Source organism: Natronocalculus amylovorans (assembly GCF_023638035.1).
GTDB lineage: Archaea > Halobacteriota > Halobacteria > Halobacteriales > Haloferacaceae > Natronocalculus > Natronocalculus amylovorans.
Window position 1 is genome coordinate 98357 of the sequence record NZ_JAKRVX010000007.1, and the last position, 24751, is coordinate 123107.

Annotated in this window: 25 protein-coding genes; 20 read left to right on the forward strand and 5 right to left on the reverse strand. The window is 46.7% G+C overall.

Annotation, left to right across the window (positions count from 1 at the left end; genetic code table 11):
- Positions 1-54: 54 nt before the first annotated feature.
- Positions 55-513 (reverse strand): universal stress protein, encoded by a 459-nt coding sequence (locus tag AArcSt2_RS14120; protein ID WP_250585525.1) that lies wholly within the window; start codon positions 511-513, stop codon positions 55-57.
- A gap of 123 nt (positions 514-636) precedes the next feature.
- Here AArcSt2_RS14120 and AArcSt2_RS14125 point away from each other — a divergent pair, with 123 nt between their 5' ends.
- The 4 genes from AArcSt2_RS14125 to AArcSt2_RS14140 all read left to right on the forward strand — a co-directional run bounded on the left by AArcSt2_RS14125 (position 637) and on the right by AArcSt2_RS14140 (position 5713).
- Entirely contained in the window at positions 637-1056 is a 420-nt protein-coding gene (locus AArcSt2_RS14125) for a universal stress protein (protein WP_250585527.1), read from the forward strand.
- A gap of 53 nt (positions 1057-1109) precedes the next feature.
- Positions 1110-2954 (forward strand): SLC13 family permease, encoded by a 1845-nt coding sequence (locus AArcSt2_RS14130; RefSeq protein WP_250585529.1) that lies wholly within the window; start codon positions 1110-1112, stop codon positions 2952-2954.
- Positions 2955-2999: 45 nt separating this feature from the next.
- Positions 3000-5132, forward strand: a complete 2133-nt coding sequence (locus tag AArcSt2_RS14135) for a PAS domain S-box protein (protein WP_250585531.1) — start codon at positions 3000-3002, stop codon at positions 5130-5132.
- 155 nt (positions 5133-5287) lie between these two features.
- Positions 5288-5713, forward strand: coding sequence for a response regulator (locus AArcSt2_RS14140; protein ID WP_174655018.1), 426 nt, complete (start codon positions 5288-5290; stop codon positions 5711-5713).
- Positions 5714-5739: 26 nt separating this feature from the next.
- On the opposite strand, the gene AArcSt2_RS14145 is transcribed toward AArcSt2_RS14140, so the two are convergent.
- Entirely contained in the window at positions 5740-6093 is a 354-nt protein-coding gene (locus AArcSt2_RS14145; protein WP_174655017.1) for a nuclear transport factor 2 family protein, read from the reverse strand.
- A gap of 108 nt (positions 6094-6201) precedes the next feature.
- Here AArcSt2_RS14145 and AArcSt2_RS14150 point away from each other — a divergent pair, with 108 nt between their 5' ends.
- The gene (locus AArcSt2_RS14150; protein WP_174655016.1) at positions 6202-6534 is read left to right on the forward strand and encodes a DUF7964 domain-containing protein; all 333 of its coding nucleotides are present in this window, start codon (positions 6202-6204) and stop codon (positions 6532-6534) included.
- A gap of 168 nt (positions 6535-6702) precedes the next feature.
- On the opposite strand, the gene AArcSt2_RS14155 is transcribed toward AArcSt2_RS14150, so the two are convergent.
- Positions 6703-7107: a CBS domain-containing protein gene (locus AArcSt2_RS14155; RefSeq protein ID WP_425493669.1), complete on the reverse strand. Its 405-nt coding sequence runs from the start codon at positions 7105-7107 to the stop codon at positions 6703-6705.
- A 434-nt stretch (positions 7108-7541) separates the two neighbouring features.
- On the opposite strand from AArcSt2_RS14155, the gene AArcSt2_RS14160 reads away from it, so the two are divergent.
- From AArcSt2_RS14160 to AArcSt2_RS16745, 10 genes are all read left to right on the forward strand, one after another.
- Positions 7542-8417 (forward strand): ParA family protein, encoded by an 876-nt coding sequence (locus tag AArcSt2_RS14160; RefSeq protein WP_174655015.1) that lies wholly within the window; start codon positions 7542-7544, stop codon positions 8415-8417.
- Entirely contained in the window at positions 8414-8785 is a 372-nt protein-coding gene (locus tag AArcSt2_RS14165) for a DUF7970 domain-containing protein (RefSeq protein WP_250585533.1), read from the forward strand. The genes AArcSt2_RS14160 and AArcSt2_RS14165 overlap by 4 nt, the downstream gene beginning before the upstream one ends.
- Before the next feature lie 206 nt (positions 8786-8991).
- A complete protein-coding gene (locus AArcSt2_RS14170) occupies positions 8992-9396 on the forward strand; it encodes a hypothetical protein (RefSeq protein WP_250585535.1) in 405 nt (134 codons plus the stop codon).
- A gap of 417 nt (positions 9397-9813) precedes the next feature.
- Complete coding sequence (locus AArcSt2_RS14175) at positions 9814-11727, forward strand: right-handed parallel beta-helix repeat-containing protein (protein ID WP_174655012.1); 1914 nt, start codon at positions 9814-9816, stop codon at positions 11725-11727.
- Between the two features lie 4 nt (positions 11728-11731).
- Positions 11732-11950 carry a hypothetical protein gene (locus tag AArcSt2_RS14180; RefSeq protein ID WP_174655011.1) on the forward strand — a complete coding sequence of 73 codons (219 nt, stop codon included), beginning with the start codon at positions 11732-11734 and terminating at the stop codon, positions 11948-11950.
- A gap of 242 nt (positions 11951-12192) precedes the next feature.
- The gene (locus AArcSt2_RS14185; RefSeq protein ID WP_174655010.1) at positions 12193-13989 is read left to right on the forward strand and encodes a hypothetical protein; all 1797 of its coding nucleotides are present in this window, start codon (positions 12193-12195) and stop codon (positions 13987-13989) included.
- Between the two features lie 20 nt (positions 13990-14009).
- Positions 14010-15479, forward strand: a complete 1470-nt coding sequence (locus AArcSt2_RS14190) for an oligosaccharide flippase family protein (protein WP_174655009.1) — start codon at positions 14010-14012, stop codon at positions 15477-15479.
- Between the two features lie 46 nt (positions 15480-15525).
- On the forward strand, positions 15526-17376 hold the full coding sequence (locus tag AArcSt2_RS14195; RefSeq protein WP_250585537.1) for an aminoglycoside phosphotransferase family protein: 1851 nt from the start codon (positions 15526-15528) through the stop codon (positions 17374-17376).
- Between the two features lie 282 nt (positions 17377-17658).
- A complete protein-coding gene (locus tag AArcSt2_RS14200) occupies positions 17659-17982 on the forward strand; it encodes a HalOD1 output domain-containing protein (RefSeq protein WP_250585539.1) in 324 nt (107 codons plus the stop codon).
- Between the two features lie 142 nt (positions 17983-18124).
- On the forward strand, positions 18125-18250 hold the full coding sequence (locus AArcSt2_RS16745) for a hypothetical protein (protein WP_302929078.1): 126 nt from the start codon (positions 18125-18127) through the stop codon (positions 18248-18250).
- A 7-nt stretch (positions 18251-18257) separates the two neighbouring features.
- Here the strand turns inward: AArcSt2_RS16745 and AArcSt2_RS14205 are convergent, their stop codons facing one another.
- On the reverse strand, positions 18258-18536 hold the full coding sequence (locus AArcSt2_RS14205; protein ID WP_174655006.1) for a winged helix-turn-helix domain-containing protein: 279 nt from the start codon (positions 18534-18536) through the stop codon (positions 18258-18260).
- Between the two features lie 246 nt (positions 18537-18782).
- Between AArcSt2_RS14205 and AArcSt2_RS14210 the strand changes: the two genes are divergently transcribed.
- A complete protein-coding gene (locus tag AArcSt2_RS14210) occupies positions 18783-19013 on the forward strand; it encodes a DUF7563 family protein (protein ID WP_250585541.1) in 231 nt (76 codons plus the stop codon).
- Between the two features lie 4 nt (positions 19014-19017).
- Here the strand turns inward: AArcSt2_RS14210 and AArcSt2_RS14215 are convergent, their stop codons facing one another.
- Entirely contained in the window at positions 19018-19557 is a 540-nt protein-coding gene (locus AArcSt2_RS14215) for a DUF7344 domain-containing protein (RefSeq protein ID WP_174655005.1), read from the reverse strand.
- A 320-nt stretch (positions 19558-19877) separates the two neighbouring features.
- On the opposite strand from AArcSt2_RS14215, the gene AArcSt2_RS14220 reads away from it, so the two are divergent.
- The 4 genes from AArcSt2_RS14220 to AArcSt2_RS14235 all read left to right on the forward strand — a co-directional run bounded on the left by AArcSt2_RS14220 (position 19878) and on the right by AArcSt2_RS14235 (position 24570).
- Positions 19878-20852: a DUF1616 domain-containing protein gene (locus tag AArcSt2_RS14220; protein WP_174655004.1), complete on the forward strand. Its 975-nt coding sequence runs from the start codon at positions 19878-19880 to the stop codon at positions 20850-20852.
- 259 nt (positions 20853-21111) lie between these two features.
- Complete coding sequence (locus AArcSt2_RS14225; RefSeq protein ID WP_174655003.1) at positions 21112-22275, forward strand: DegT/DnrJ/EryC1/StrS family aminotransferase; 1164 nt, start codon at positions 21112-21114, stop codon at positions 22273-22275.
- A 1-nt stretch (position 22276) separates the two neighbouring features.
- Positions 22277-23245 carry a Gfo/Idh/MocA family protein gene (locus tag AArcSt2_RS14230; protein WP_174655002.1) on the forward strand — a complete coding sequence of 323 codons (969 nt, stop codon included), beginning with the start codon at positions 22277-22279 and terminating at the stop codon, positions 23243-23245.
- Complete coding sequence (locus AArcSt2_RS14235) at positions 23242-24570, forward strand: nucleotide sugar dehydrogenase (protein WP_250585543.1); 1329 nt, start codon at positions 23242-23244, stop codon at positions 24568-24570. The genes AArcSt2_RS14230 and AArcSt2_RS14235 overlap by 4 nt, the downstream gene beginning before the upstream one ends.
- The last annotated feature ends 181 nt before the right edge of the window (positions 24571-24751 follow it).

Consider the following 24751-nt stretch of genomic DNA (forward strand, 5'->3'; position numbering starts at 1 on the left):
GAGGCTGGAAGCCCCGACCCTTGAGGTCGGGGTTCTTCACAATTATAACAGACGTTATGTATCAGCGTCCAGATCGGGATGGGGCGTGCGGATAATATAGACATCATACATTGCGTGTGCTGCAAGCTTACTTCCAACGCTCATCAAACTGCTGACGATATGACCAGCGTTGGTACTCCCGACGACAACAGCTCTCGCATCAAGCTGTTTGACAAACTTCCTGATAGTGGTCGCAATCGTTCCAGATTGGCTTCGTTCTCCACAAACCAGATAGTTGAACTCAATATTTGGGTCAATACGTTTGACGTGATTAGACAGCTGTTCGACGATTGCCTGTGGATGGAATGATTCGTTCGCCGCAAGCCAGCCTCTACTCTGCGCGTACCGAATGTTATTGTTTGGGATGGCAGTTACTGCAACAATTGTTTCCCTCTCATCAGTTCGGATCTCAGTCGCCCGTAACAGTGCAGATTCGGAAAGTTTCGAGCCATCAAACGGGACTGCAATGACCATCAAATGAACGGTACATATTGGAAATAATAAATGTATCCACCTAAAGTATGTGGAGTCTCGGTAGAAAAGTGCTATCCAGGCACTGCAATTTTTATCCGTCGTCAGCGAACCTACACGTATCGCATGAGTGAAACAATACTCGTCCCGATCGATGGGTCAGAGCCGGCATGGGCGGCGTTCCAGTATGCTATTGAAACGCTTGATGTAGAGAGATTACACATATTGTACGTTGCATCTGGACCAACGAATCACCCGTACCATGGAGATGGTTCAATTATTAACGACGACATCTTTGATGAAGAGCGCGACTTTGCAGCGGCTCTCTTTGAAAAAGCATCGCAGCAGAGCGGAGCGGTGCCGATCGAAACAAAGATCCTCGTCGGAAGACCGGCGGAGAATATTGTCACGTATGCGAAGGAGGCAGACTGTGGCCATATTGTGATGGGGAGCACTGGTCGAGATGGAGCGAGGCGATTGTTGTTAGGAAGTGTGGCAGAGACCGTTGTTCGTCGAGCGCCAGTACCGGTCACGGTAATTCGTTGAGCGACGGACAGAAACGACTATTGTGTTTCTATTGAGAATACATACCACTAGGTATGTCTTTATTTGGAATTCCTCTAGATGCGGCAGTTGTCTTTCTTCTGATTGCAGTCGTGCTGATACTGTTTATTTCTGAAGTATTTCCAAACGACGTGACCGCAATCGGACTGATTGTGGTATTGGCAGCACTCGGTCCATCGCTTGGAGTAACAACTGCTGATGCGTTGTCTGGCTTTTCGAATACAGCGACACTGACAATAGTGGCAATGTACATGTTGAGCGCAGGAATTCAACAGACAGGGATTGTCGACCGGCTGGGGCTGTATCTTGCCTCCATTGCAGATGGAGATGGAAAACGTGCACTCGTAGCGACGGTCTGTTCAGTTGGCCCAATTGCAGGGATAATCAACAACACACCCGTCGTGGCCGTCTATGTGCCGATGATTTCAGAGCTCGCCGATCGGGTGAATGTCTCTCCGTCAAAACTGCTGCTTCCGCTATCGTATGCGGCAATTCTCGGGGGGACACTGACGCTTGTGGGGACCTCAACAAACATTTTAGCGAGTGATCTTGCAGGCCAACTCATTGACGGCCGTGATGGAATCGGCGTTTTCGAATTTACAATCGTCGGCATTGTCATTCTGTTTGTTGGAATCAGCTACTTGCTCACGGTTGGGTGGAAGCTCACACCGCCACGAGTCCCTGCGGCATTTGACCTCATTGAGGAGTTCTCACTCCAAGATCACATTCAGTTGGTATATGTGCGCGAAGAGTCGCCAATTGTAGGTGCGACGATCGACGAAATTGAGTCGTTGGCGGAGTGTAACGTCTCAATCCTACAGTTGCGTCAAGGTCAAGAGGTGTTTCCTGCCGCACAGACCGATCGGCCGATCGAGGCTTCAAATCGACTTACTGTTCATGGGTCGCCAGCGGATGTTGCTGCATTTGTGTCGGCGTATATGCTCCGCGAGCTTGCACAGTCGACAGTGACCGAAGAAACGTTCGAGACAGGTGATGAGAATATGCTGGTCAAAGGAGTTCTGCTGGAGAATTCACCGTACATCGGGATGAAAATCGCAGAGACACAACTACAGGAGTTCTATACAACAACTGTCTTAGCGGTAAAGCGAGATGGCGTCTTATACAAAACAGATCTGGCAGAGGTCACACTCAAAGAGGGAGATCTACTGCTCTTACAGACGACAACAGAGGCGATTGATTATTTCCTTGAAAAGGCGACAATATTCTTAGTTGATGATTCAGCATACGATCGGTTCTTTGAGGAAGATCTCTCAGAGGTTATGCCGTTGTCGTCAAAAACCCCGCTTGCAGTTGGGATTTTACTCAGCGTTATTATTGTTGCTGCGGTTGGTCTGGTACCGATTGTTATCGCTGCACTTGGTGGCGTGTTTGCAATGTTGATAACCGGCTGTTTGTCACCAACTGATGCGTACGAGTCGGTGAGTTGGAACGTGATATTTTTACTTGCAGGGGTGATCCCGCTTGGGATTGCCATGGAGGAAACCGGCGGTGCAGCAGTACTTGCAACTGCAATTGTGACTGCAGAGGCAGTAGTACCGGTGGTACTGTTGCTTTTTGTATTTTATATTTTAACGGGGCTACTCGCAAATGTAATCACACCGGTTGCGACAGTTGTATTGATGATTCCAGTTGCGGTTGATGCGGCGGTTAGAATTGGGGTAAACGAATTTACAATGCTGCTTGTTGTGATGTTTGCGTCTGCAACCTCATTTATGACGCCCGTTGGATACCAAACAAATCTTATGGTGTATGGCCCGGGAGGGTACCAGTTTTCGGATTTCATTCGTGTGGGTGCACCACTGCAGATTATTCTTGCAGTTGTCACAACAATCAGCATCATCTTATTGTGGGGGGTGTAGGGCGAAATTCACAATGCCCTTAACCGGCCGGCGTCTCACTCGGATATGAATTCGTTGGAGGATGTACCAGAGATGCTTGATTGTGAAGACATCCTCTCACAGACTTCTGCTGGGGTAGTGGTTATCGCATCACGGCGAGACGATGTGTTTGTTGATGCCACTGCAAAAGAGCTACTAAAATTGGAAGATGATGTCACCCCAGTTGACTTTCCAGAACACTTCTCGAGAATAATAGGACTCGATGTTAGTGCCCACCTCGAAACAGTACCAATAAAATCGGTTCCAGAGACCGGGTACGAGCTTCCTACTGCAATATGGGACAACTCAATTACAGCATATACCAATGGTAAGTGTTGGATATTGGATCTCAGCACAGATCAAAACGAAACTCAACAGCGCGAAGTGCTCTTGGAACGACAGCGTGATCTGCTTCGGCAGACAGAAAGAGTAGCGCAGACGGGTGGTTGGGAGATTGAAATTAAGTCGGGAGGTCTCTATTGGTCACACGGAACAAAACGGATACACGGCGTCGATCTGTCATATGAGCCAACACTTGAGGACGCAATTGGGTTCTATCTTCAGGATGATCGAGAGCGTATACGAGAGGTTGTGTCACAAGCAATCGAAGCCAAAGAGTCGTATGATGTGACACTGCGAATAGAAACTCCAGCAGGTGACACAAAATGGATAAAATCAACCGGTGAGCCAGTCATCAAAGATGGAGTCCTAACGCATCTTCGCGGTGCAGTCCAAGATATTACAGAACGTCAGAAAGCGGACGAACAGCGAAAAATGCTTGAGCGAGCGATTGATTCGGCCCCGATCGGGGTTACCATTGCAGACGCAAACAAAAATGACGAGCCGCTTGTGTATGTAAACGCTGGATTTACGGAGCTGACAGGGTACGATACGGCAGCCGCAATTGGTGAAAACTGCCGGTTCTTGCAAGGAGAGAACACCGATGAAAGGCAGGTTAAACGGGTCCGTGAAGCGATCGAAAAAGAGTTTCCACGGACAGTAGAGCTACTCAATTATGACAAAAATGGTGACGAGTTCTGGAACCAGCTAACGGTTGCACCAATCAAAGATGAAACTGGAACGGCAACACATTTTGTAGGGATCCAGAACGACGTATCCACCCGACGGCGATTTGAGAGCGAACTAGCGAAGTTCCGTCAGGCAGTTGAATCTGCAGGGCATGCAATTTATATTACAGATCCGGATGGAACGATTACATACGTCAATTCAGCATTTGAAGAGACAACACAGTACAGTGAACACGAAGTGCTCGGGAAAACACCAAATATTCTAAACTCAGGTGAGATGCCTGAGGAGTATTTCAATCAGTTATGGAGCACAATCACCGCAGGGAATGTCCTTGAGGCAGATATTATCGACCAACGAAAATCCGGACAGCGATATCATGCTCATCAAACAATCGCACCAATTATTGATGGAATGGATGATATTCAAGGATTTGTGGCAATACAGACAGATACTACCGATCAGATTGAACGTAAGCAGCGAATTACCGTTCTCGACCGCGTGCTCAGACATAATCTCCGAAATGATATGAACGTTATTCTCGGCCATGCGGAGATCATTGCGGCTGAAGAAACTGAAACAGAGGCACGGAGACAATCCGCCGAAAAGATACAATGTGTTGGAAACAATCTCTTGTCACTTGTACAGAAGGAACGAAAAGTTGTTGAGTTGCTTTCAGCACCGATGCGAATTGAAGTATTATCTGTCTCAACAGTTCTTGAAGATGCAGTGACACGGATACGGCAGGAGTACCCAGAAGCGGAGATAGATATGATGTATGAGGGTACAGACACCGTTCGGGCCAGTCAGCAGCTCTCGGAAGCAGTGCGAGAGCTAATCGAAAATGCAATCATACACAATGACCGTGAAGTACCACAAGTAGAGATTAGTGTGACCGAGGATACAGAGACACTCGCTATCCACGTCGCTGATAACAGCACTACAATCCCTGAACAAGAGCGGGACATTGTCACTGGGGACAAGCATACATCACCATTATACCACGGGAGTGGTATGGGTCTCTGGCTCGTTAAATGGATTATTGATCGGTCAGGAGGGAGACTAGAATTTGCGGAGAATGAGCCACGTGGGAATATTGTGCAAATTATAATTCAGCGGGTAATTACGGGATAGATGCAAGTTTTTAACTAGGTAGCAGCCGTACGGAATTGTATAGTATTCAGTGGGTTGAGCTATGTGGGAGATTGTGTGTGTTTTGAACAATGCACACTTGACCACATGGGAGCAAGGACACGAACGCAGCAGTGTTACTTGCATGGTGATACTGGATGCTGACTGGAGAGAGGCCAGTAACAAATGTTGGGAATATGAAAAGAGATATTACGATTTTAATACTTGACGATGAGCCAGCGCTCGCAGAGATGTACGAAATCTGGCTGAGCGAACTGGGCGAGACACGAGTCGCGAATACAATTGATGAGGCGAAAAGAAAGATGGATGAATCTGTAGATTTGGTTTTTCTCGATCGCCGACTTCGGCACGCATCAGGAGAAGAGGTACTTCGATGGATGCGCGGGCAGGGATTCAACTGTAGCGTTGTGATGATTTCAGCTGTTGATGAGTCGGTAGAGATGGATATTGAGTATGATAAATATCTCACAAAGCCAGTGCTAAAAGACGAGATCACGACGACAGCAAAACAATTTATCACAAAAGCACCACAGATTGGCGGACAACAAAAACGTCGTGTGTAGTGGCGCTAGCTGAGAACTAACACAGATTACACTGTGTCACGATCGGTGTACGTGTACCGGTCAGTGATCTGTTTCCCGTCAAAAACATGAAAGTCCGCAAATCCAAAAGAGACTTCTTTACCGTTTTGTCTCCCCGAAAAGTGCCCTTTGACTGCAGCGGTGTTTTCAGTTATCAAAATCTGATCAATTGAATGTGATCCATCGCTAAGTGGCCGCTCTTTTTCGTAAAATCGGCGAAAGTCATCTTTTCCATAGATCGTTTCGGAGCCTGGTCGTTCGTATGTGATATCGTCACTAAAAAGTGTATACATTTTTTCATACTCGTTCGCATCAACCAACGCGTAGTACTCCTCCAAGATAGATCGGAGCGGTGTGCTCATACACTGTATTGACAGTTCGTTAATATAAATTCCAGGACTCAGATTACAAAAATCACACCACATTAAAGAACGTCAATCGATAAGGTGGTAAATATAAGGTGTACGTGTATGGACGAAAATGAGACTGAAACACCCGAGATCCTCTCTTTGCTACCAGAATCACCAATTAGTGAATCTGAGCTTGAGGCGTTACAATCGGATGGTAAAATAGAGACCGCGGTACCAATGAAAATGTACAAACATCCAGACGAGTATGAGATTCATGATTTCGCTGCAGAGTGTGAATCAATGTCGTATGCGCTCCGGTATGACGATGGCGAATGGTTAGTCGTTGCATCAGACCCCGATCTGAAACAGGTAGCGTACGCACTGAGAGATTATCATGAGGAACACGAAGACGAACAACAACGCAACATCCAGGCAGAGGACCTTCGTAGATAGGTACGTTAGAATAAAGCTATTTTAGCTATTTTGGCTATTTCAGGGTAGGCACAGATGCCATACAGAGTGTAATAGCTGTCAAGATAAAATATTCAAAAATTGCAGAAGTTACACCTATTATAAACATTCTATACTCGCACAATGAGAGAACAAACACAAAAACAAAGGCTAGTTTGAGATCGATACCGAAGATGAATCAGAAAGATATGCAGTCAAATCTGTCGTCGTTATCATACCGATAACGCCCTCTTCATCATTGACAACGGGCATATGGTGGAAACCATGTTCTATCATCGAGTGAGCAACATCTTCGATTGAATCTTGCGCTGATGCAGTAATACAGTTTGTTGACATGTATTTTGAAACCGGCGTCTGATCCTTTGGTTTCTGTTCGGCAACGATCTTGACAAAGTCAGTCGTAGTTAAAATACCGACAAGTTGGTTTTCTTCGTCAACAACAACGACAGAGCCGATATCATGTTCTAACATGATCTGAGCTGCATTCTCGACAAGCGTATCTGGTGAAACGGTGCGTACATCGCTGGACATGAGCCGTGCTACGAAGATATCCATAATGTGTGAAATCACACAACACGTACAAAACAGTTAGCATCGAGGGAATAGGCGGCCATAATCGTAGAGAGAATGGCTAGGTGAGAATTTCATAATTTATTTAATAGGTAGAATAGGTATACGAGGTGAGGCCCACATTGGAGAGACAAAATCAATGTGTCCCATATCAAATAAGAAACACACCCTACAATCGGTTATCGCTTCAAATATTCACAAATTATATAATAGGTGGAAATTTAGGAATAGTTGTACTATTTACGAGTTATATAGTAGCTAAGAATTACCCACATCTTTTTATTTATTGGATAGAGCTAATATAGTAGTAATATGAGACAGTTCAAAGTAGGTGCAATAGGTGGAAATTCTAAAATAGTACAAAAAGAAAAAATAGCGAAAAATGACACATATTATGAGACACCCTTCGGAGGTAGCTAATGTCTGATATGGCAGATCCTCGGGCAGTCAGTGTCTCAGTACTGAAAGGGGGTGTGGGAAAATCCACGATCGCAATCAATCTTACACGTGAACTCGCAGAGCGAGGGCATGAAGCATTGCTTGTAGACTTAGATCCAAATGGCCATGCGACGATGGGGCTCGGATTAACAGAAGCATATAAGCGAGATGTACACCTTGGTAATGTAGTCTTAGACGACAGAACAGCTACCCTAGAGGATGTTATCGTAGAGACCGAGTTTGGATTTGACGTGCTTCCATCTTCGGAGTCACTCGAACGCGTCGAGCGTGAACTGTCGAACGTGATGCGTGGCTCAAGCAGGGTTCGAAAATTTGTAATCGATCCACTGTTGGGCGAGCAATATGATTATATTGTGACTGATTCACCAGCGAACCGAGGCCGCCTCAGCGACAATGCGTTGGTCGGAACGCTCAATATGATTATCCCACTTATTCCAGGAAACGAATCACTCGGGGGATTACAGCGGACGATCGAACGACAGATCAAGCCACTCCGTGAGTACGAAGCGCTTGAAATATTGGCAATCGTCCCGAACATGTTGGAAGATAGGATCGATCAACAAACAGGCGATCGCATACTTCTTGAGGAACTGAATGCAAGAGAAGGCCTCCAGCAGTATGTTCCAAACTTTGCGACATTCAGTACCGAAGAGTTTGAAGCGATTGACGCCGGAGAGCTCAAACCGCTTCCAAAACCAGGGATCCGAGATCGAAAAGCGTTCACAAAAGGAATTGGTGAGAACAAGCCGTTGCGAGATTTCGATCCAGAGAACGACCAACTGAAACACTTTGCTGAGCTTGCAAAGATCGTAGAACAAGGAGGGATCCACAGATGAGCAACCCATTTGATGATTTAGATAGCGCACTCGCAGAACCAACAGACGACGAGAATGAATCTGCAGTGGAGACTGAGTCAACGCAAGTAGCAGAAGAGATTGAATCTCCAGCAGAAGAAATAGACCCGATACTCGAACCAGCGTTCGGATTTGATGCAGTCAAGCAGAGTCCGATATATGCAAGAGAGTCGTCTTGGGATGCATTTGACGATGCGGTTGCAGAGCAATCACTCCGAGCTCGGTTGGACCATGAAATTCGAAACAGCGAAAAACGTGAGTGGCATGACGCCGCCCTTCGCGTTGCAGCAGCAGAGCCCGAAAAGCTACTTACAGCATTTCTCGAAGCTAGAGAAGAAACTGAGCAATAAGAAAGCATAACAGTCTGATGTCAGTGACCCACGACTAAAGGCGTGGGCTTTCGCCCTCAAAAATCAATGTGAGTATAGCCCTACGTTTGTATTCTCAGAAAAATTGAGCACAGTTCCAACACGAATACAGAATAATGCGATACTAACTGTAGTAACGAGATGTTTTTACAGGTAAGTAGCTTCTACTTTGATACGAGGATCAAGCAATGGCTGACGAACAACCCAACGATACAACACGGCATCCGCGATCACGACTTGACGTTATCAACTTTTATTGTATCATCTCACTGTTAATTGCTACCGTGGCAGTTGCAGGTGTTGTTGGAGCTGCAGTGTATGTTGGGGAGTTTGACGAAGAGATCGACGAGGATGGATTGGTTGAAACATCCGACGCAAATGTAGTAATTTCAGAGCCGTTTGAAGGGGAGGTAACGATCACATGGACAGATACTGCGGATGCACGTCATCTAGAGATACGATCGCCTGAGGGTGATGAACTTGGACGGCTGGACTTCCTTGGTGAGGCGATCGACGTTGAAAACACCGAGTTCACGGTAATCGCGGTATACGAAGATGGCCCAGATGAGATTGTTGAAGAGTACGAACCATAGTCGAGATGCAGCTAATTCAGCAATGCCGAAACTGTACATTCCGTGGCTGGTAGCTGTCACCCGTAGTGCTCGCGCGTAATCTACATAAGGACACAGATACCAATGGATGAGCCGAGTATGCAATTCATATAACACAGAAATGTCTGATTGCAACGAACGAGTAAATCCGAAGGGAGCTCGGCAATATCCAACTCAAAACTAACATACAATATAAACAGAGATTACCATGCTATTTGTTGGCTTACTCTTTTCTAATGCCGTACTACCACAAGTAAGGTCTATATACAAAAATTTCAGTATATCTTATATGTAAAGTAAGGTATAAAATATAATATGGGCAGTATATCTTGTTAATTGGTATGTTTTCTTTTGAAACCCGTAAGAAATCTTATTTGTATAACGTTCGGCTGCAGAGATATGGCGAAAGGCCAAGACGAAACTACCGACAGTAATCGATCGTTACTCAACCGACGCGGATACCTGCAACTTAGCGGTGCAGCGCTTGCATCAGCAGCACTGATGGGAGGCGCAGCAGCAAGTCAAAGCGAAGAAGAAGTTGATGTGGGCGCAGATACCGTCGTCGATCTTGGAGAACAAGGTCTGAGTAACGGCGATACAATCGATGATTACCTAGATGAGTACTTCGAAGATGGAGTCGAAGTTCGTATCCCAGAAGGAGAGTACAATTGGGATGGTCGAGGATTCCACAGAGCTGCAAACAGAGATGCAGCAGTAATTGGTGAGGGAGAGGTTATTCTTAACTTACAAGCTGACGAGTTCAGAAATGACATTCGCGCTGAGGGCGGAATGGTTGCTGTTGAGAACCTAACCGTACGAGGGGGTCCATCACAGAGCTCACGCTTCCGACTTGAAGCAGATTCGGATGGACATGTTCTCATTAACAATTTCAACTGGCCAGATGGTTCGGACGAGGGAGCACGATCGCGACCATACTATTCCCCACGATCGCACGCAGGGGTAGTTGAAATTCGGAACTGCTATTTCAAAGGATTCTCCAATAACGGAATCTACACAAGTTCACCAGGGAAAGGTGATGACGGCCAAGTTATCATCGAGAACTGTGTTTCGCACAATAACAACATTGCAGGAATTCGGATCGGATCAAGCAACAGTATCGTCCGAAATTGTGTCATATTGAATGACTCTCCTGCACCGGAGAATAATAAAGGTCAGCTTAACATGCGTGGTATCCGGATTGCGGAGAGCGGAGACGACATGCTGATTGAAAACTGTGAGATAATCCACTCTTACGACGGCGCTGGCGGTCCGATCCGATGGTCCAGCGACGGAGATAGCAGTACAGGGCACATTGAGAACGTTCGAATCTACAACAACACAGGGATCGCAGCGATCGGAAACCGGGAAAGTCGAACACAAGGATGGTCTGGAACAAATATCAGCGTGGATGGAAATGGTGATCTCGGAGTCCCATCACAGTTCGAGAATGTTTGTGAGGGAGCTGAGTGTCACAACCTAAGCAGTTCGTACGACGCGGATGATGCGCGTGAGTTCATCGGCCCACAGGGAGAAGAGCCGAGCGAGGGTGACGAACAGGATGCAGAGTCTGAGTCAGAGTCGGAGCCACAAGACGAAGAGGAGGAATCGCTTGATATAGGAACAGTTGGAACCAAAGATGTTGAGAATATCATCGCAGATACAAACGGAGAATGGTCGAACTACCTCGCACGCCGCAGTGGAGAAGGTACCGAGCTTGTCATCGTAACGGACAACTCCGGTGGAATCAACTACGAGATAACAACATCTGATCGAATTGTACCGCTGTACGAGCGGGAGGATTACCGTTCGAACCGGTCCCGACCAACGGATTACACACGATGGAATCTTGATGGAACATGGACTGCAATTGGATCAACAGCGGGTGGTGGTCATAGTGGAGACTCGTTTGTCTACTTTGGAGACGTTGTTGATGTAGATATTGACGGAGATATTGAAGGTGTAACCGTATATAAAGATGGATCAGAGGTTTCCGTTGACGCGCTTGTCGATGTGGAGGTAAATGCGAGTACAAACCGACCACTTGGTTGGAGAGTCCCTGAACAAAACAAGGTGCTCATCGTCGATGGAACAGATGCAGAAGGTAGCAGCCGCTTTAGTTTCAGTGTGACCGGTGACGTGACACCAGATGTGGCACTTAGTTCAGCACTCAACAGTGACACTCTTTCAATTGATGGAAAAACGGTTACTGGAACGATCGCGAACGGATTCACCGGGTTCCGTTTCTCTGGAGATCTCGTAGGGGTCGAGATGGATGGTGCGGTCCAGATGACAACTGAAACCACAAACATCTAAGATTATGAGCGGGTCACAAAAAACTGACTGGGAGCTCCTCTCGGCAGATCCAGATCCGATAAAAGATTTAGGATATCAATCCGACAATTGGGATATCATCCGGACTGAACAGCGTGGGATGGCACATCTCGTGTTTCTTCCATCGGCCGAAGAAGAAATCGAGCAGGAAGCGTTCATCATAACAGATGAAAATGCAGTCTGCGATGTCCACGACATGCGGTAACAGTGCGGTAATTTAGTCTTCCAACCAGGGCAATAGCCCTCCTACCGGGCAAATTGAGGCACCCTTATAAAATATAGTCGGCGTTTCTTTTTATAATCGGGTATTTTATCGAGCGAATAGGATTGTAGTAGAGACATACTTACTGCAGAGGTAGTGCCATATTGCGCTTACAGGTAAAGCATAACAAAGCCTCTAACGTGACCAGTCTGGACAACTGACTACATGGTTGTAGATGGTGAAAAATGAACTCAGAAGAACGCTCACAAATAGCAACTGCAATCGCACTCACAGTTGGCTTTATTTCCCTTGGTATCGGTGTATTAGTCGCGTATACGAATCCAGCTACGGAGTATGAACTCTCAATATACGCATCAACACCCCTAGTATTTTGGATCGCTGTTATTTTTGCAACTGCAGTCTCGATGGCAGCTGTTGCATCACAGAAAGATAAGGTGTTGACCGCGAGTGGATATATACTGGCACTCGGAAGTGTAATCTCAGTTGTTTCGCTCCCTCTGATACGAAACTACTACTACTACGGAGCGGGCGACTCTATGAGCCATCTGGGGTGGGCTCGCGAAATCGGAAGCGGTGTTTTGAGCCCGCTCGGATTACTCTATCCCGGCACACACATCACGGCCAACTATATGAGTGAAGTCTCAGGTATGGGGCTTACACAAGCACTTCAGTGGATACCAATGGTAATCTACCCATTGATAGGAATGGTATCGATCGGGATGTGTATTGCGTATCTGACGGATTCAAGATGGGGGCTTCCAGTTGGGATATTCTCTGGGCTACTTCTTGTGCCAATTAATAAGCTGAGTGTACATATTATATCACATCCATCGAGCCAAGCAATCCTGTTCTTTGGGTTTGTGTTGTTCCTCCTCTTTTTATTTCTCACACAGCAGTCTGAACGAACGCTGCTTTCGCCAATTAGTCTCCTGCTCCTGCTTGTAGCGCTGTCAATGGTATTCATCCACCCACAAGAAGCGATGATGATGATTGTTACACTGTTAACAATCGCAGGAGTGCAGCTGGTATTCAGACGAAAGCGACCTTCGTCGGAAATTGCTGGACAACCGCTACCGATCCTGCACGGACTCGCAGCGTTGTCATTATTTGCAGTGTGGGTGCCACAGCACGCCCGTCCGGTCGATCGGTTTTCATTTGTTCTCGACAGCTTCTTTGAACAAGGAAGTACGACAGGAACGGAAGTAGAAGCACGGACAGGTTCGCTTGCAACGCTTGGTGCAAGTGTCGAAGAGCTGTTTGTGAAGCTATTTCTTGTAACGCTTATATTCTCGTTGTTGGGGATCGTGCTGCTGCTACTGAATCTTCGCGGAAACCTCCCAGATACAGAAACACAGCGAAACTCGATTATAACATATTTGACAGTCGTATTCTTCCCGCTGACAATGGCAGTTGGGGTTGTATTCCTTGCCAATCAAGGAGACCACTACTTCCGATTTTTCGGGTTCTTAATGGTCCCAGTGACAATTGTCGGTGGTGTTGCGCTCGTAGAGTTGTTCTCTACGCTTGATCTCAGACTCCCGCGAGCAGCAACGGTGAGTTCCTTTGTAATTATATTTATGTTATTACTGTCGATGCAGGCAGCAGCGTTCCATGCATCACCGTATATGTACCAGCCAAATAAGCAGGTTACAGAAGCGTCGTTTGATGGGTACGAGTTCGCATTCGAGCACCGTAACGAGGAAACTGCGTTTCTTTCATTCAGAAAAGGCCCACGTCGGTTCATCGATGCGTATTACGGGAGATATACCGCACGAGCGGGCTTAGATTTCCCAGGCTACAGACATGGTGTGACCGGCGAGGTGTTTAATTCGAACATATCTACACACTATGATGAAGATCGATACTTTGTCGTCCGTGATACAAATTACAAAAATGAGGTGATAATGTACGATGGGCTACAGTACACGCAAGAAGGATTTGATCAACTTGAACGCCAGCGATCGATCCACAAGGTGACTGATAACGGTGAAGTCAGGTTGTATCTGATTCGAAACAGCTAATCTACTCACTCTACCTCTTAATGTCATTCTCTAAACAAGTGGTCCGGGGCGTGCAATCAACAATGGTTGCACGTGTTGTTGACATTGTAGCAAATGCGGTATTAATGGTTATTCTTGCGAGGTTTTTACTTACACCTGAAGAGTATGGGTTGTTGTATGTTGCAATCTCTGTTGTTGGCATTGCTGGATTGTTCGGAACACTCGGTTTACCATCATCTACAGCGAGATATGTAACTGAATACGGTGAGGCCAAGGGTGGGCAAATCCCCCATATTTTGCGGAAAACTGCAATCTACATGATTGCATTAGGGCTTGTTGTTACGATCACGCTCATTCTTACGCGAGAGTGGGTTGCAAATATTGTAAGCGAACCCGGATTAGAACCATTACTCGTCGCCGGCGCACTCTACGTGCTATTTCAATCCTTTCACAAATATCTCACCTCGGTTTTCCAAGGATTTAATCAGATCAGTTTGAGCGCATTATTAAATGCTGTTTCAGCAGTTGGGCGGCTCATATTTGCAGTGATACTTGCGACGATTGGATTCGGTGCTGTTGGCGCCCTGCTCGGATATGCAATTGGATTCGTTCTTGCGACAGTTGTCGGAGTTTGGTACATTATTCGAGATTTCGTCCCAAAGTACACGCCAGATGAACAGATGGAATCGGGACTAACAAGACGGATTTTAGAGTACAGTGTCCCACTGACAGCAACTCGAAGTGCGACAGTTCTGGATAAAAAAGTAGACACGATTCTAGTTGGTGCAATCGCTGGCGCTGCATCTGCAAGCTACTATACGATCGCAAAGCAAGTGACAGATGCCTGTATTGCGCCTGCAAGTTCGCTAGGGTACACAATTTCACCTGCGTTTGGTGAGGACAAGGTTGGCGATCGGCTTGAGAAAGCCGCAGAGCTGTACGAAAAATCGCTCGAGCATGTACTAGTATTATATATTCCAGGAGCTGTTGGACTATTTCTTGTTGCAGAGCCGATGGTACTGCAAGTGTTCGGGCCAGCGTATGAAGGTGCAGTACCTGTGGTGCAGATCATAAGTGCATTTGTGTTTGCTAATGCGGTCACTCGGATTACAAGTGATGGACTTGATTTCCTTGGTCGCGCCCGAGAGCGTGCAATTATAAAAATGACAACTGCGGTGGCAAACTTCTTTCTCAACCTCTTGTTGATACCACAGTATGGAGCAGTAGGTGCGGCGCTTGCAACAGTTGTTACTCATAGCATCTATGCGGGGACGAATGTGTATATTATCAGTCGGGAACTTCCGATCACATTTGCGAGCATTGCACGAACAGGGGTTGGGATTGTTGTCGTCTCAGCGGGGATGGCGATCGTTGTTCTACAGTTAGTACCCTTTGTATCGGGCGTAATCTCGCTGTTGGGTGTTGTAATGGCCGGAATCATTTGTTGGGCAATTCTCTCAACAGTGAGCGGCCTCTTCGATGTCAGACAATTAGTAGTATTCTTACAATAGCTGAAAATGCCACACTAACAATTTAGATACAGTGGGTGGGTACCATATGAACGGTACAGAGGGAACGGCAGTACTTCAGGAAGCTATTAGTTCTACATTCTATACGGTTCCAGAGTGTATAGATGGTGTTCCATCCTACGCTCCAGAAATTGACAAAGAGTGGGAGGTACCAGATGAGGTTATCAACGCAATCATGGAGCAACTTGCAGATGGGGAACCACTGCAGCAAGCGCTACTGACTGTTCTTGGGACGGGTGGTGATGCAATTCAGTATCGAGATTCGTTATTCTGTGACCCATCAGATATGTGGCGGATCCCAGTCGCAGAGTCGATCACTGGGCGGTGTTTGGATATAAATCCAAGATTTGGTACACGATCGCTCAACCTTGCAGAGTTAGCAGATGAAGTATATGCGGTTGATCAATCGCTAACTGCGATGCAGTATCTACGGGGTCGAACTCATGCAGAAGGTGTGTCCGGGGTGTATCCAATGCATGGAACAGTATCATCGATCCCACCAGCAAAAAACGAATTTGACACTATCGTATTAGATATATCAAATAATAGGTTTATCGACAAAAGTATCAAAAAAGACATATTTAGTGTAATGGACTATTTGAGCCCTTCTGGGACATTATTCGTTATTGGGTCAGGTTTGTATTTACAGTCGTACAGCAGTGACTTTGATGATAAGGACATTGGTTTCACGCACCCCATACAACAGAAACTCTCGCAAAATAGTATACAGACTGGAGCCCAAATAGAGCACTTTTGTCAATCTTTAGGATATCAAGATATATCTAAATATGCGCTTGTTCCGTCGGTGAAAAATGCATCATACATGTTCGATATGTCAGATACCACTGCTGGTAAGCGGATGATCAATAATGAGATCATGCTTGATTCACCAATTGAGCCGTTTGTGAAGACATTAGGCAAGTTTCTTCTTGAGTATAAGATGCTTCCGTATATTACACCAGGATATTTATTGAAATGTACAAAACAGACTGCCCCTGATAAAACGCAGAGCTCACAAACTGAATCAACAATATTCACACGAGGGTCGGTTCGAACAGTCGCAGTTGTGACTGAGGCTGATGGAACACTCAAGAGGCTGGTTAAAACACCGCATAGACCAGCACATAGTGCATATCACGAGTTGGAGTATGAAACAACAACTGCGATCGAAAACAAAGATGGTCAATATACATACCCAAGTGGTGACCTTACGGATTCACCCTTTGGAACCGTATATACAGAAGATCCTATTGATGGGTCACCAATGACAGAGACAATAACCACCGATCTTGACTCGTTCAGAAGAGCGGTCAAAAAAGGGTTCGACTGGATAATCGAGTTCCAAAACGCACACAAAACCCCAGTAGTGCAACGGAGCGAAGAACAGGTGAGAACGGAGTTATCAATACCGGAATTGGATCTATATCCACCGCAGACAGGACCAGCAATGATGTGTACAGTGCCAAGCCATGGTGATTTACATCCAAAAAATATCTTTATTGATGAGACAGAGATTGTTGGAATTATCGATTGGGAGATGAGTAATATGCAAGGAAACCCAATAACGGACCCTGCGTACTTTGTCATGCAAGTTTCAGCAAAAGTACACGGTGGATTACGCGATGGCATCACCAAAGCATACATCGAGGAGACAGAGTACAGTGAAATAGTCGCTAAAGAGGTGCGACGATACTGTACTCAAATGGGTATCCAGGTCGCTGATTTTGTACAGTACCTCCCATATGTATGGGTCGAGCGTCTCAAAAAAGCGCAATCGATCGCAGCGACAACATGGTATAGCGGGAAGTCAGTACGAAGGGCTAATAATATCCAATTTGTATGGGACCATTCTGAACAGATAGCGGATTGGATGTGTTGAACACAGGAGTAGCTCGAGTACGTACATTACACACATAGGTATGTAATTCATATTGTATTCTCGCAGGATACAAGAGTATATTACCAAAAATAAGTTCATACTACTACTTGGTATGGTGATATTTCTCCAAGATATACAGCCAAAAACAGGATATATAAAGTACATGAATAATGTAGATGCGTGATTTAATTACCAATTGCCGACATTGGACAGAGAAAAGGGAACATTTTTTAAAAAGACACGCAATGCTCGAATCGTCGGACAAACAACGCAATAATAGATATGAAGACCACACAATCACCGGGCACACACTCAGTTAACGCTCATTCAGAAAACACGCAGGTATATTGCTTTGAACATGAACCGGATGCAGAGCAAACACTGACTGTCTCGATCGCTCGTGCGATCGCTGCAGTAACAGGAACGGAGCCAGGATCGCTTCGACCGCGGCTGTACGATGTGCTTGATACAGAAGCACTCGAGCAGCTCATTAGACGATCGCGGGAGGCAGGAAGTCAAGTAAAAGTGAGCTTTGAAATTGCAGATTTATTCATTACAATTAATGGTAATAGTCGAATTCTCATTCAAATGCCGAGCACAAGTTAACAAAATCGCAGTACAGTGTAGAGATAGACAGGTAAAGTTATAAATAAATAGACATAATTGGAGATCGTTTTCGGTTGTTACTTGACAAATTTATTATATTTTCCAGCAAGTATTTATACATCAATATGGTACACAATCATGTATGTCAAAGTGGTTAACTGACGAAGAACTAGACAGACTCTCCCGTTTCGCAAATATGCCTGCACATGCACGCACCCCAGAAATGCTGCTCCCAGAGGATGACCCAGACGACAACCCCGAACCGTAGTGTTCAGTTATTCGATCAAATTCTTCGCGCGGATCTCATCCCATAGCTGCTCGCCATGGTCAGTGATTCCGTAGACACGTCCTTTTTTCCGATTTTCGGGCACAAGGAGCTCGACCAACGTTCGATCGCGTAGTCGGCCAAGTGCTCTGGAAACGTGTGTAATTCCAATCCCGGAATCTTCGGCGATCCGAGACGGAGTTGCAGGCCCATCAGAGAGCCGCTGTAGAACAGCGATTCGGTACTGAGAGCTAATCACGAATCCAATTTCGTCCCAATCTTCGGTCATACGTGCCTCCGATGTGTGGTGCGCATATACTGTATCATAGTCTCCTCGTCTGGGTCAAATCCCAGTTTTCGTGTACCGGCTGTGTACCGAATGAATGAATCATTGTACACAGCCGTTATACAAGTAATCCGCCCGTGGGCTTATGAGCATGACGATAGTCAAGGTTACGGGACAATCATATACGGATACATAATGAGTGCGGGAAAGTGACGATTTTGCTATGGCAGCGAGAGACATATTCACGATATGGATTGTATAACAAAGCCAGTGTACTGGTTGGAAACCTGCATGGATGTGTTAGAACCAGAGACCAGAACATGGGACCGACGAGAAACGAAGCGCCAGTGTCAGAACTGCGGGAGCTATGTCACCCGTCAGTTTGTCCGCGTGTTTGGTGCAAATGACGGCGCATTGTATGGCTGTCTACACTGCTTGACGCTGAGAGACCTCCGAGAGGGTGGAGGAAAGAACGCATAGCTGATTACTCATTTTCGAACAGATCAAGCGGGAATTCGCCGCTTGATCGTGCAGTATGCAGATAATGAGCAACAGCAAGACCTGCAAGTGCAGCAAGAACGCCAACTCCAACAACAAATTGGAGTGATTCGCTTGCGGTGACAGTATTTACAGCAATAAACAGCGCGCCTCCTATAAGTACAAGAGCAAGGTAATATTGCTGCCATGGAATCTCTGACTCTTGTCTGAAGTAGTCGCCAATCTCAGTGGCACCACCAGACAATGTTACCAGACCAGACTCAGAATCGTAGTCAATTGCACCTGCATCTTGGAGCTTTGGAATATGTGTCTGATAAAGCGAGACGTATGTTCGTTTTCGTTGCTGGCTCGTGAGCTCGTCGACCGGGATATCGTTTTCCGTCGCTGCGATCTGTGCTGCAAGCTCACTCAAACTTACTGGACCATCGGCTCGCTTGAGATAATGGAGGACAAAACGGCGGCGCGAGTTGCTGAGGAGGTCAAATACGACATCTCGGGACAACGGGCTGTGTTGTTGTTCAGACATTCGAAATCATGTATTGGTTGATAGTTACCGACTGTTCAGCGTGAACACACGGAAGTTCACATGTTCATTTCCATAGCCAGCACTTTGTTACACCTAAGTTAGCGATGCTAATGGATGGTTTGCAGGTGCCATCAATGGAGAAGGCAGTTCATTATAATAATTAATTATTGGTATGTGAGGCGGTGATCAATAGGGCTGTATAGGCACAGTATCAGCTTCGGAACGGGTTCTGTACAATGAATGACAGACAGTTATTGCCAAATCGCGCGTATGCGAAGGATAACAAAGCCACCCTACTGTGAGTATCAGGTGAGAAACGAATGTCATCACAAGATTCAGCAAACAAAAACACCGGGCAGCCCGAGTCGGTCGGAACGCTGCCGATCGATGTGGTGTTGCTTGTTGCGTTTACATTTTCGGCCCTCCTGCTGCTGATCGGAACCAGTTCGACAACCCTCCATACGTTGTTGATGATCCCGCTGCTGTTTTTTATTCCTGGCTACATGCTTGTCGCGACACTATTTCCACACAATGGAAATGTGTCCGGCGATGGAGTCAGGCTGACAACGGTAGAGCGAGTTGTGGTCTCATTTGGGATGAGTATTGCACTTATTCCATTGTTTGGTATCATCCTTGAGCTGCTACCTGTGAATGCGTTCGGCGGAACGTATCTACCAGCAGTGACACTGTTCATTATTGTGTTTGGCCTGCTTGGAACGATTCAGCGAATCCGCCTATCACCAGGGGAGCGCTTTGTAATCTCGCTTCCGTCAATCCGAACACAACCGGATGGGAGTGAGCGATCGACACTGTATGTTGCAACGAGCATTCTCCTCATCGTGAGTATGGTCTTTGCAGTTGGAACGCTTGGGTTTGCACTTGCATCGTTTGAGTCCGGTGAGTCATACTCACAGCTGCACCTAACAACCAGTGACGAAACCGGACAACAGATACTCGATGGCTATCCAGACGCGGTTTCGCAAGGTGATAGCATTCCGCTCACAGTTGGATTAGAAAACAGCGAACACGAGGGACAGTCCTATACGATCGTCATCGTTTCAGAACAGATGGTTGAAGAAGATGGTGAGTTAGAACAGATCGATGCAGAAGAGATTGCCCGTTTTGAGCCAACGGTAGAGGCAGGAGGACAATGGTCTGCACAACATGAGATCGATACAAACCGCGTCGGGTTGTTTAGATACAGCTACTATGTGTACACGGGGGATGTTCCGGAGGAACACAATAGTGAAGATGCATATCGACACACGTATGTGACAGTTGACGTGACAGAGTAAGCAGTTGAATACTCACAGCGAGGTAAAGAAGTAAGAAGCTACCAATTCTCAATCATCTGTATAACAAAGCGACCAAACAGGAACACAACATGTGAGACGCTAGCGCAGGAAGCTGGCGGAGTATGTAGTGAGATTCTATGTCCATACCGTATTCACACAAATCATTGCTGAACCGCAAGGAGCATGGCCCCCAAATCAATGTTAGTCGAATCGCGTTCGGTCCCGTAGTAATGCAACAATCAAAAAACGGTGAAAACCAATGAGTATTCCAATTGCAAACCCAGCAATTGGGTCTGAAGAGAGAAAACGCGTCGACGAAGTCCTCGAGAGCGGATATATTGCAGACGGTGACGTTGTCAGAGAGTTCGAAGACTCATTTTCCACCTTCTGTGGCGTTGAACACGGGGTTGCGACGTCAAATGGGACAACCGCGCTTGAGGTTGCGTTTCGAGCCCTTGGGTTAGGAGATGGGGATACAGTCCTCACAACACCATTTTCGTTTATTGCAAGCGCAAATGCAATCCGACTCTGCGGTGCGACCGCAGAGTTTGCGGACATAGATCCAGAAACCTATACACTCGATCCTGATGCAATTCGCGAAAAAATAGAAGAGTTGGATGGATCAGTTGATGCAATACTTGTTGTGCACTTGTATGGGCTTGCAGCGCCGATGGATGAGATCTCTGAAATTGCGGACGAACACGATCTTCTTGTCATTGAGGATGCCGCACAAGCACATGGCGCGATGATTGGTGAAACCAAAGTTGGCGGGTTTGGAGATGCTGCCTGTTTCTCCTTTTATCCAACAAAAAATATGACGACCGGAGAGGGTGGAATGGTTGTCACTGATACTGACGAAGTGGCAACACGCGCTCGTCGATATATCAATCACGGCCGGGTTGGGACTTATAAACACAGTGAGGTCGGCAACAACTTCCGAATGACGAATATTGCAGCGGCGATCGGGCTTGCACAGCTCGATCGGCTGTCTGAGTTCAACGCTGCTCGCCGGATGAATGCGACTGCACTCACAGCAACGCTCCGTGAGATTGATATTGGTCGTCCTCCAGTCGTGCCAGAATCGCATACGCATGTCTACCATCAGTACACCGTATGGGTTGAGAACCGTGATGCATTCGTGTCCTATTTGGATGATGCAGGAGTTGGAACCGGTGTCTACTACCCACTACCAATTCATGAGCAGCCTGCCTACGATTCATATAATGGGTCATTCCCACATGCGGAAAGCGCAGCAGAGCATGTTGTATCCCTCCCTGTTCATCCACAGCTAAGCGAATCAGATCTTGATCGAATCTGTACAGTACTTCGTGCGTACGGACAGCTCAAAGCATCGGTTACTGAAGAGCTGACACCTGAGCGGCTACAGACAATGCAAGCGGAGACAAACACAATGGAGGACTAAGATGGTCGCAGAAACCCTTTCAGCAGGAGTAATTGGTGTTGGATCGATGGGCAGACATCACGCACGCGTTTATCACGAACTTCCCGATGTTATACTGTCGGGTGTTACAGATGTCGATTATGAGTCTGCCAAAACAGTCGCGGAAACATATCGGACGCGATCGAAGTCAGTTAGTGGACTGCTCCGAGACGTAGATTTGGTTTCAATTGCAGTCCCAACACAGTATCACTACCAAGCAGCAATGGAGGCGATAGAGGCAGGTGTCCACGTTCTTATTGAAAAACCAATTGCTGAGACTGCGACCCAAGCAAAAAAGCTAGTTCGTGCGGCAGAGAATGCGGGCGTCACACTGCAGGTCGGACATGTCGAACGATTTAATCCGGCAGTACAGACGGTTATGGATATTATTCCAGAGTTAGAGATAATTGCGATCGATGCGCAGCGTCTTGGGCCACCAGTTGGACGTGAGATCCAAGACAGTGCAGCGGTCGACCTAATGATTCATGATTTGGATATAATTACGTCACTCGTTGATGAGCCGGTCGAGACAGTTTCTGCAGCCGAAACAGCAGCAGAGCAGTATGTGACTGCAACGCTCACGTTTGAATCTGGAATTATTGGAACACTGACTGCGAGCCGAGTGACGCAACAAAAAGTGAGAGAGCTTTCAATCACGGCAAAGGAGTGTCGAGTGAATGTTGATTATGTCTCACAATCAGTGACGATCAGCCGGCAGTCGATACCGGAGTATGTCGAATCTGATGGCCAGGTGAAGTACCGGCATTCGAACGTGATCGAGCGGCCGACAGTCGAAAACGGTGAGCCGCTTCGGCATGAGCTTGAGTCATTCGTCTCTGCTATCAGGTCAAACGGATCACCAGTAGTGAGCGGCGAAGATGGTCTCCGTGCGCTTTCGCTCGCACAGCGGGTTGAGAGCAACAGTCTACAAACAGTGGAGCAAGCACGATGAGCGGTGCAAAGCTATACGGGCAAACCAATACCCACCGAATAAAACGACTCCTTGAACAGGGAGAGACACGAATTGCGGTGTATGGACTTGGCCCAACAGGACTTGCGATGAGCGTTATCACAGCAAGCTGTACAAAAAATGTGATCGGCGTTGAGCCGGATACTGCAATGGCCGATCGAATCGCAAAAGGCCACTGTATCGATCGGGTTGATCCAACACTAAATAAATATGTTCGAAAAGCGGTGGGTGCAGGCGTGCTTAAAATCAGTACAAATACGGAAAATGTCGCAACGCATGCGGACGTCCATATTATTACAGCGCCAACAGGCGTCTACCAAGATGGAACGCCTGATCTCTCGCCGCTTAGAACGATACTTCGAGATATTGGAAACGGTCTCACAACCGGTGATACCGTGCTTCTGGCCTCGATGGTGCCGCCGAAGACAACGATTGATCTGGTCTGTCCAATTCTGATGGAAGAAAGCGGGTTAGATGTCGATACATTTGGTGTTGGTGTCTGTGCACTTTCACCAAAGCGGACGCTGAAAGCGATACGGAATGAGCCAGCGGTTATTTCTGGGATGGACGATGAAAGCGTTCGAGTTGTGAAGACAGTACTTGAATCGCTCACAATGAGCTCCGTGATTGATGGTTCCGATCCAACTGTGGTGGAGACAGTCGGGGTAACAGAGTTGGCATACCTGGAACTGCTCGATACGTTGACGACAGAGCTGGCGATTTATTCAGAAGAGCTTGGTGCTGGCATGGCAGATGTATGTGAATTACTTGCCAAGCGAACACATGGTTCAATTCCAGTTCCGGAGGTCGCAATACCAACTGACAGAGCGCTACACTTTTTATTGGATACGACTGCATCAAAGCCACAACCACTCCGTGCGGCGGTTAACACAAATGATGGATTGCCATCACAGCTTGCAGAGATTACACTTACAGAACTGCGTGAGTCTGGAAAGAAACCAACGGAATCGATCGCCCTCATTTTGGGATTACCGTTCGATCGAGATATCTCCTCGCCGGAAGAAGCACACGTCTTCCGGCTTGCACGGACACTCGTCGGAAACGGTGTTGGTGTATTTGCTGCAGATCCTAGTGTGGAACCACCCGAATCGTTCAGGGACTACAAGATATCGCTCGCTGCAGTTGGAGACGCAAAGCCGGATGTGATTTTGTATCTCTCTGATAACCCCGCGTTTGAACGTATTGATTGGGGTGTGTTTGATGACCCTGTCATCATTGACCTCCGAGGAAAACTCTCTGCAGAATCAATCGACCATAGGGTTCGATCGATCGGTCGAAAACCGTAGCAAGCAGACGAATTGAACGACACTCTACTGACGCCCGTATAAGAACAATCAATTTTGGAGATTCTATGAGAACCGAAGTCGTAACAGCCAACAATAGGAGAGCCAAAAGCGTAGCAGGTACGAGATAGTAAAACAGAACGGGTCAGTTGAAACCCTCAGAGAGTTACAGATATGTGTTATA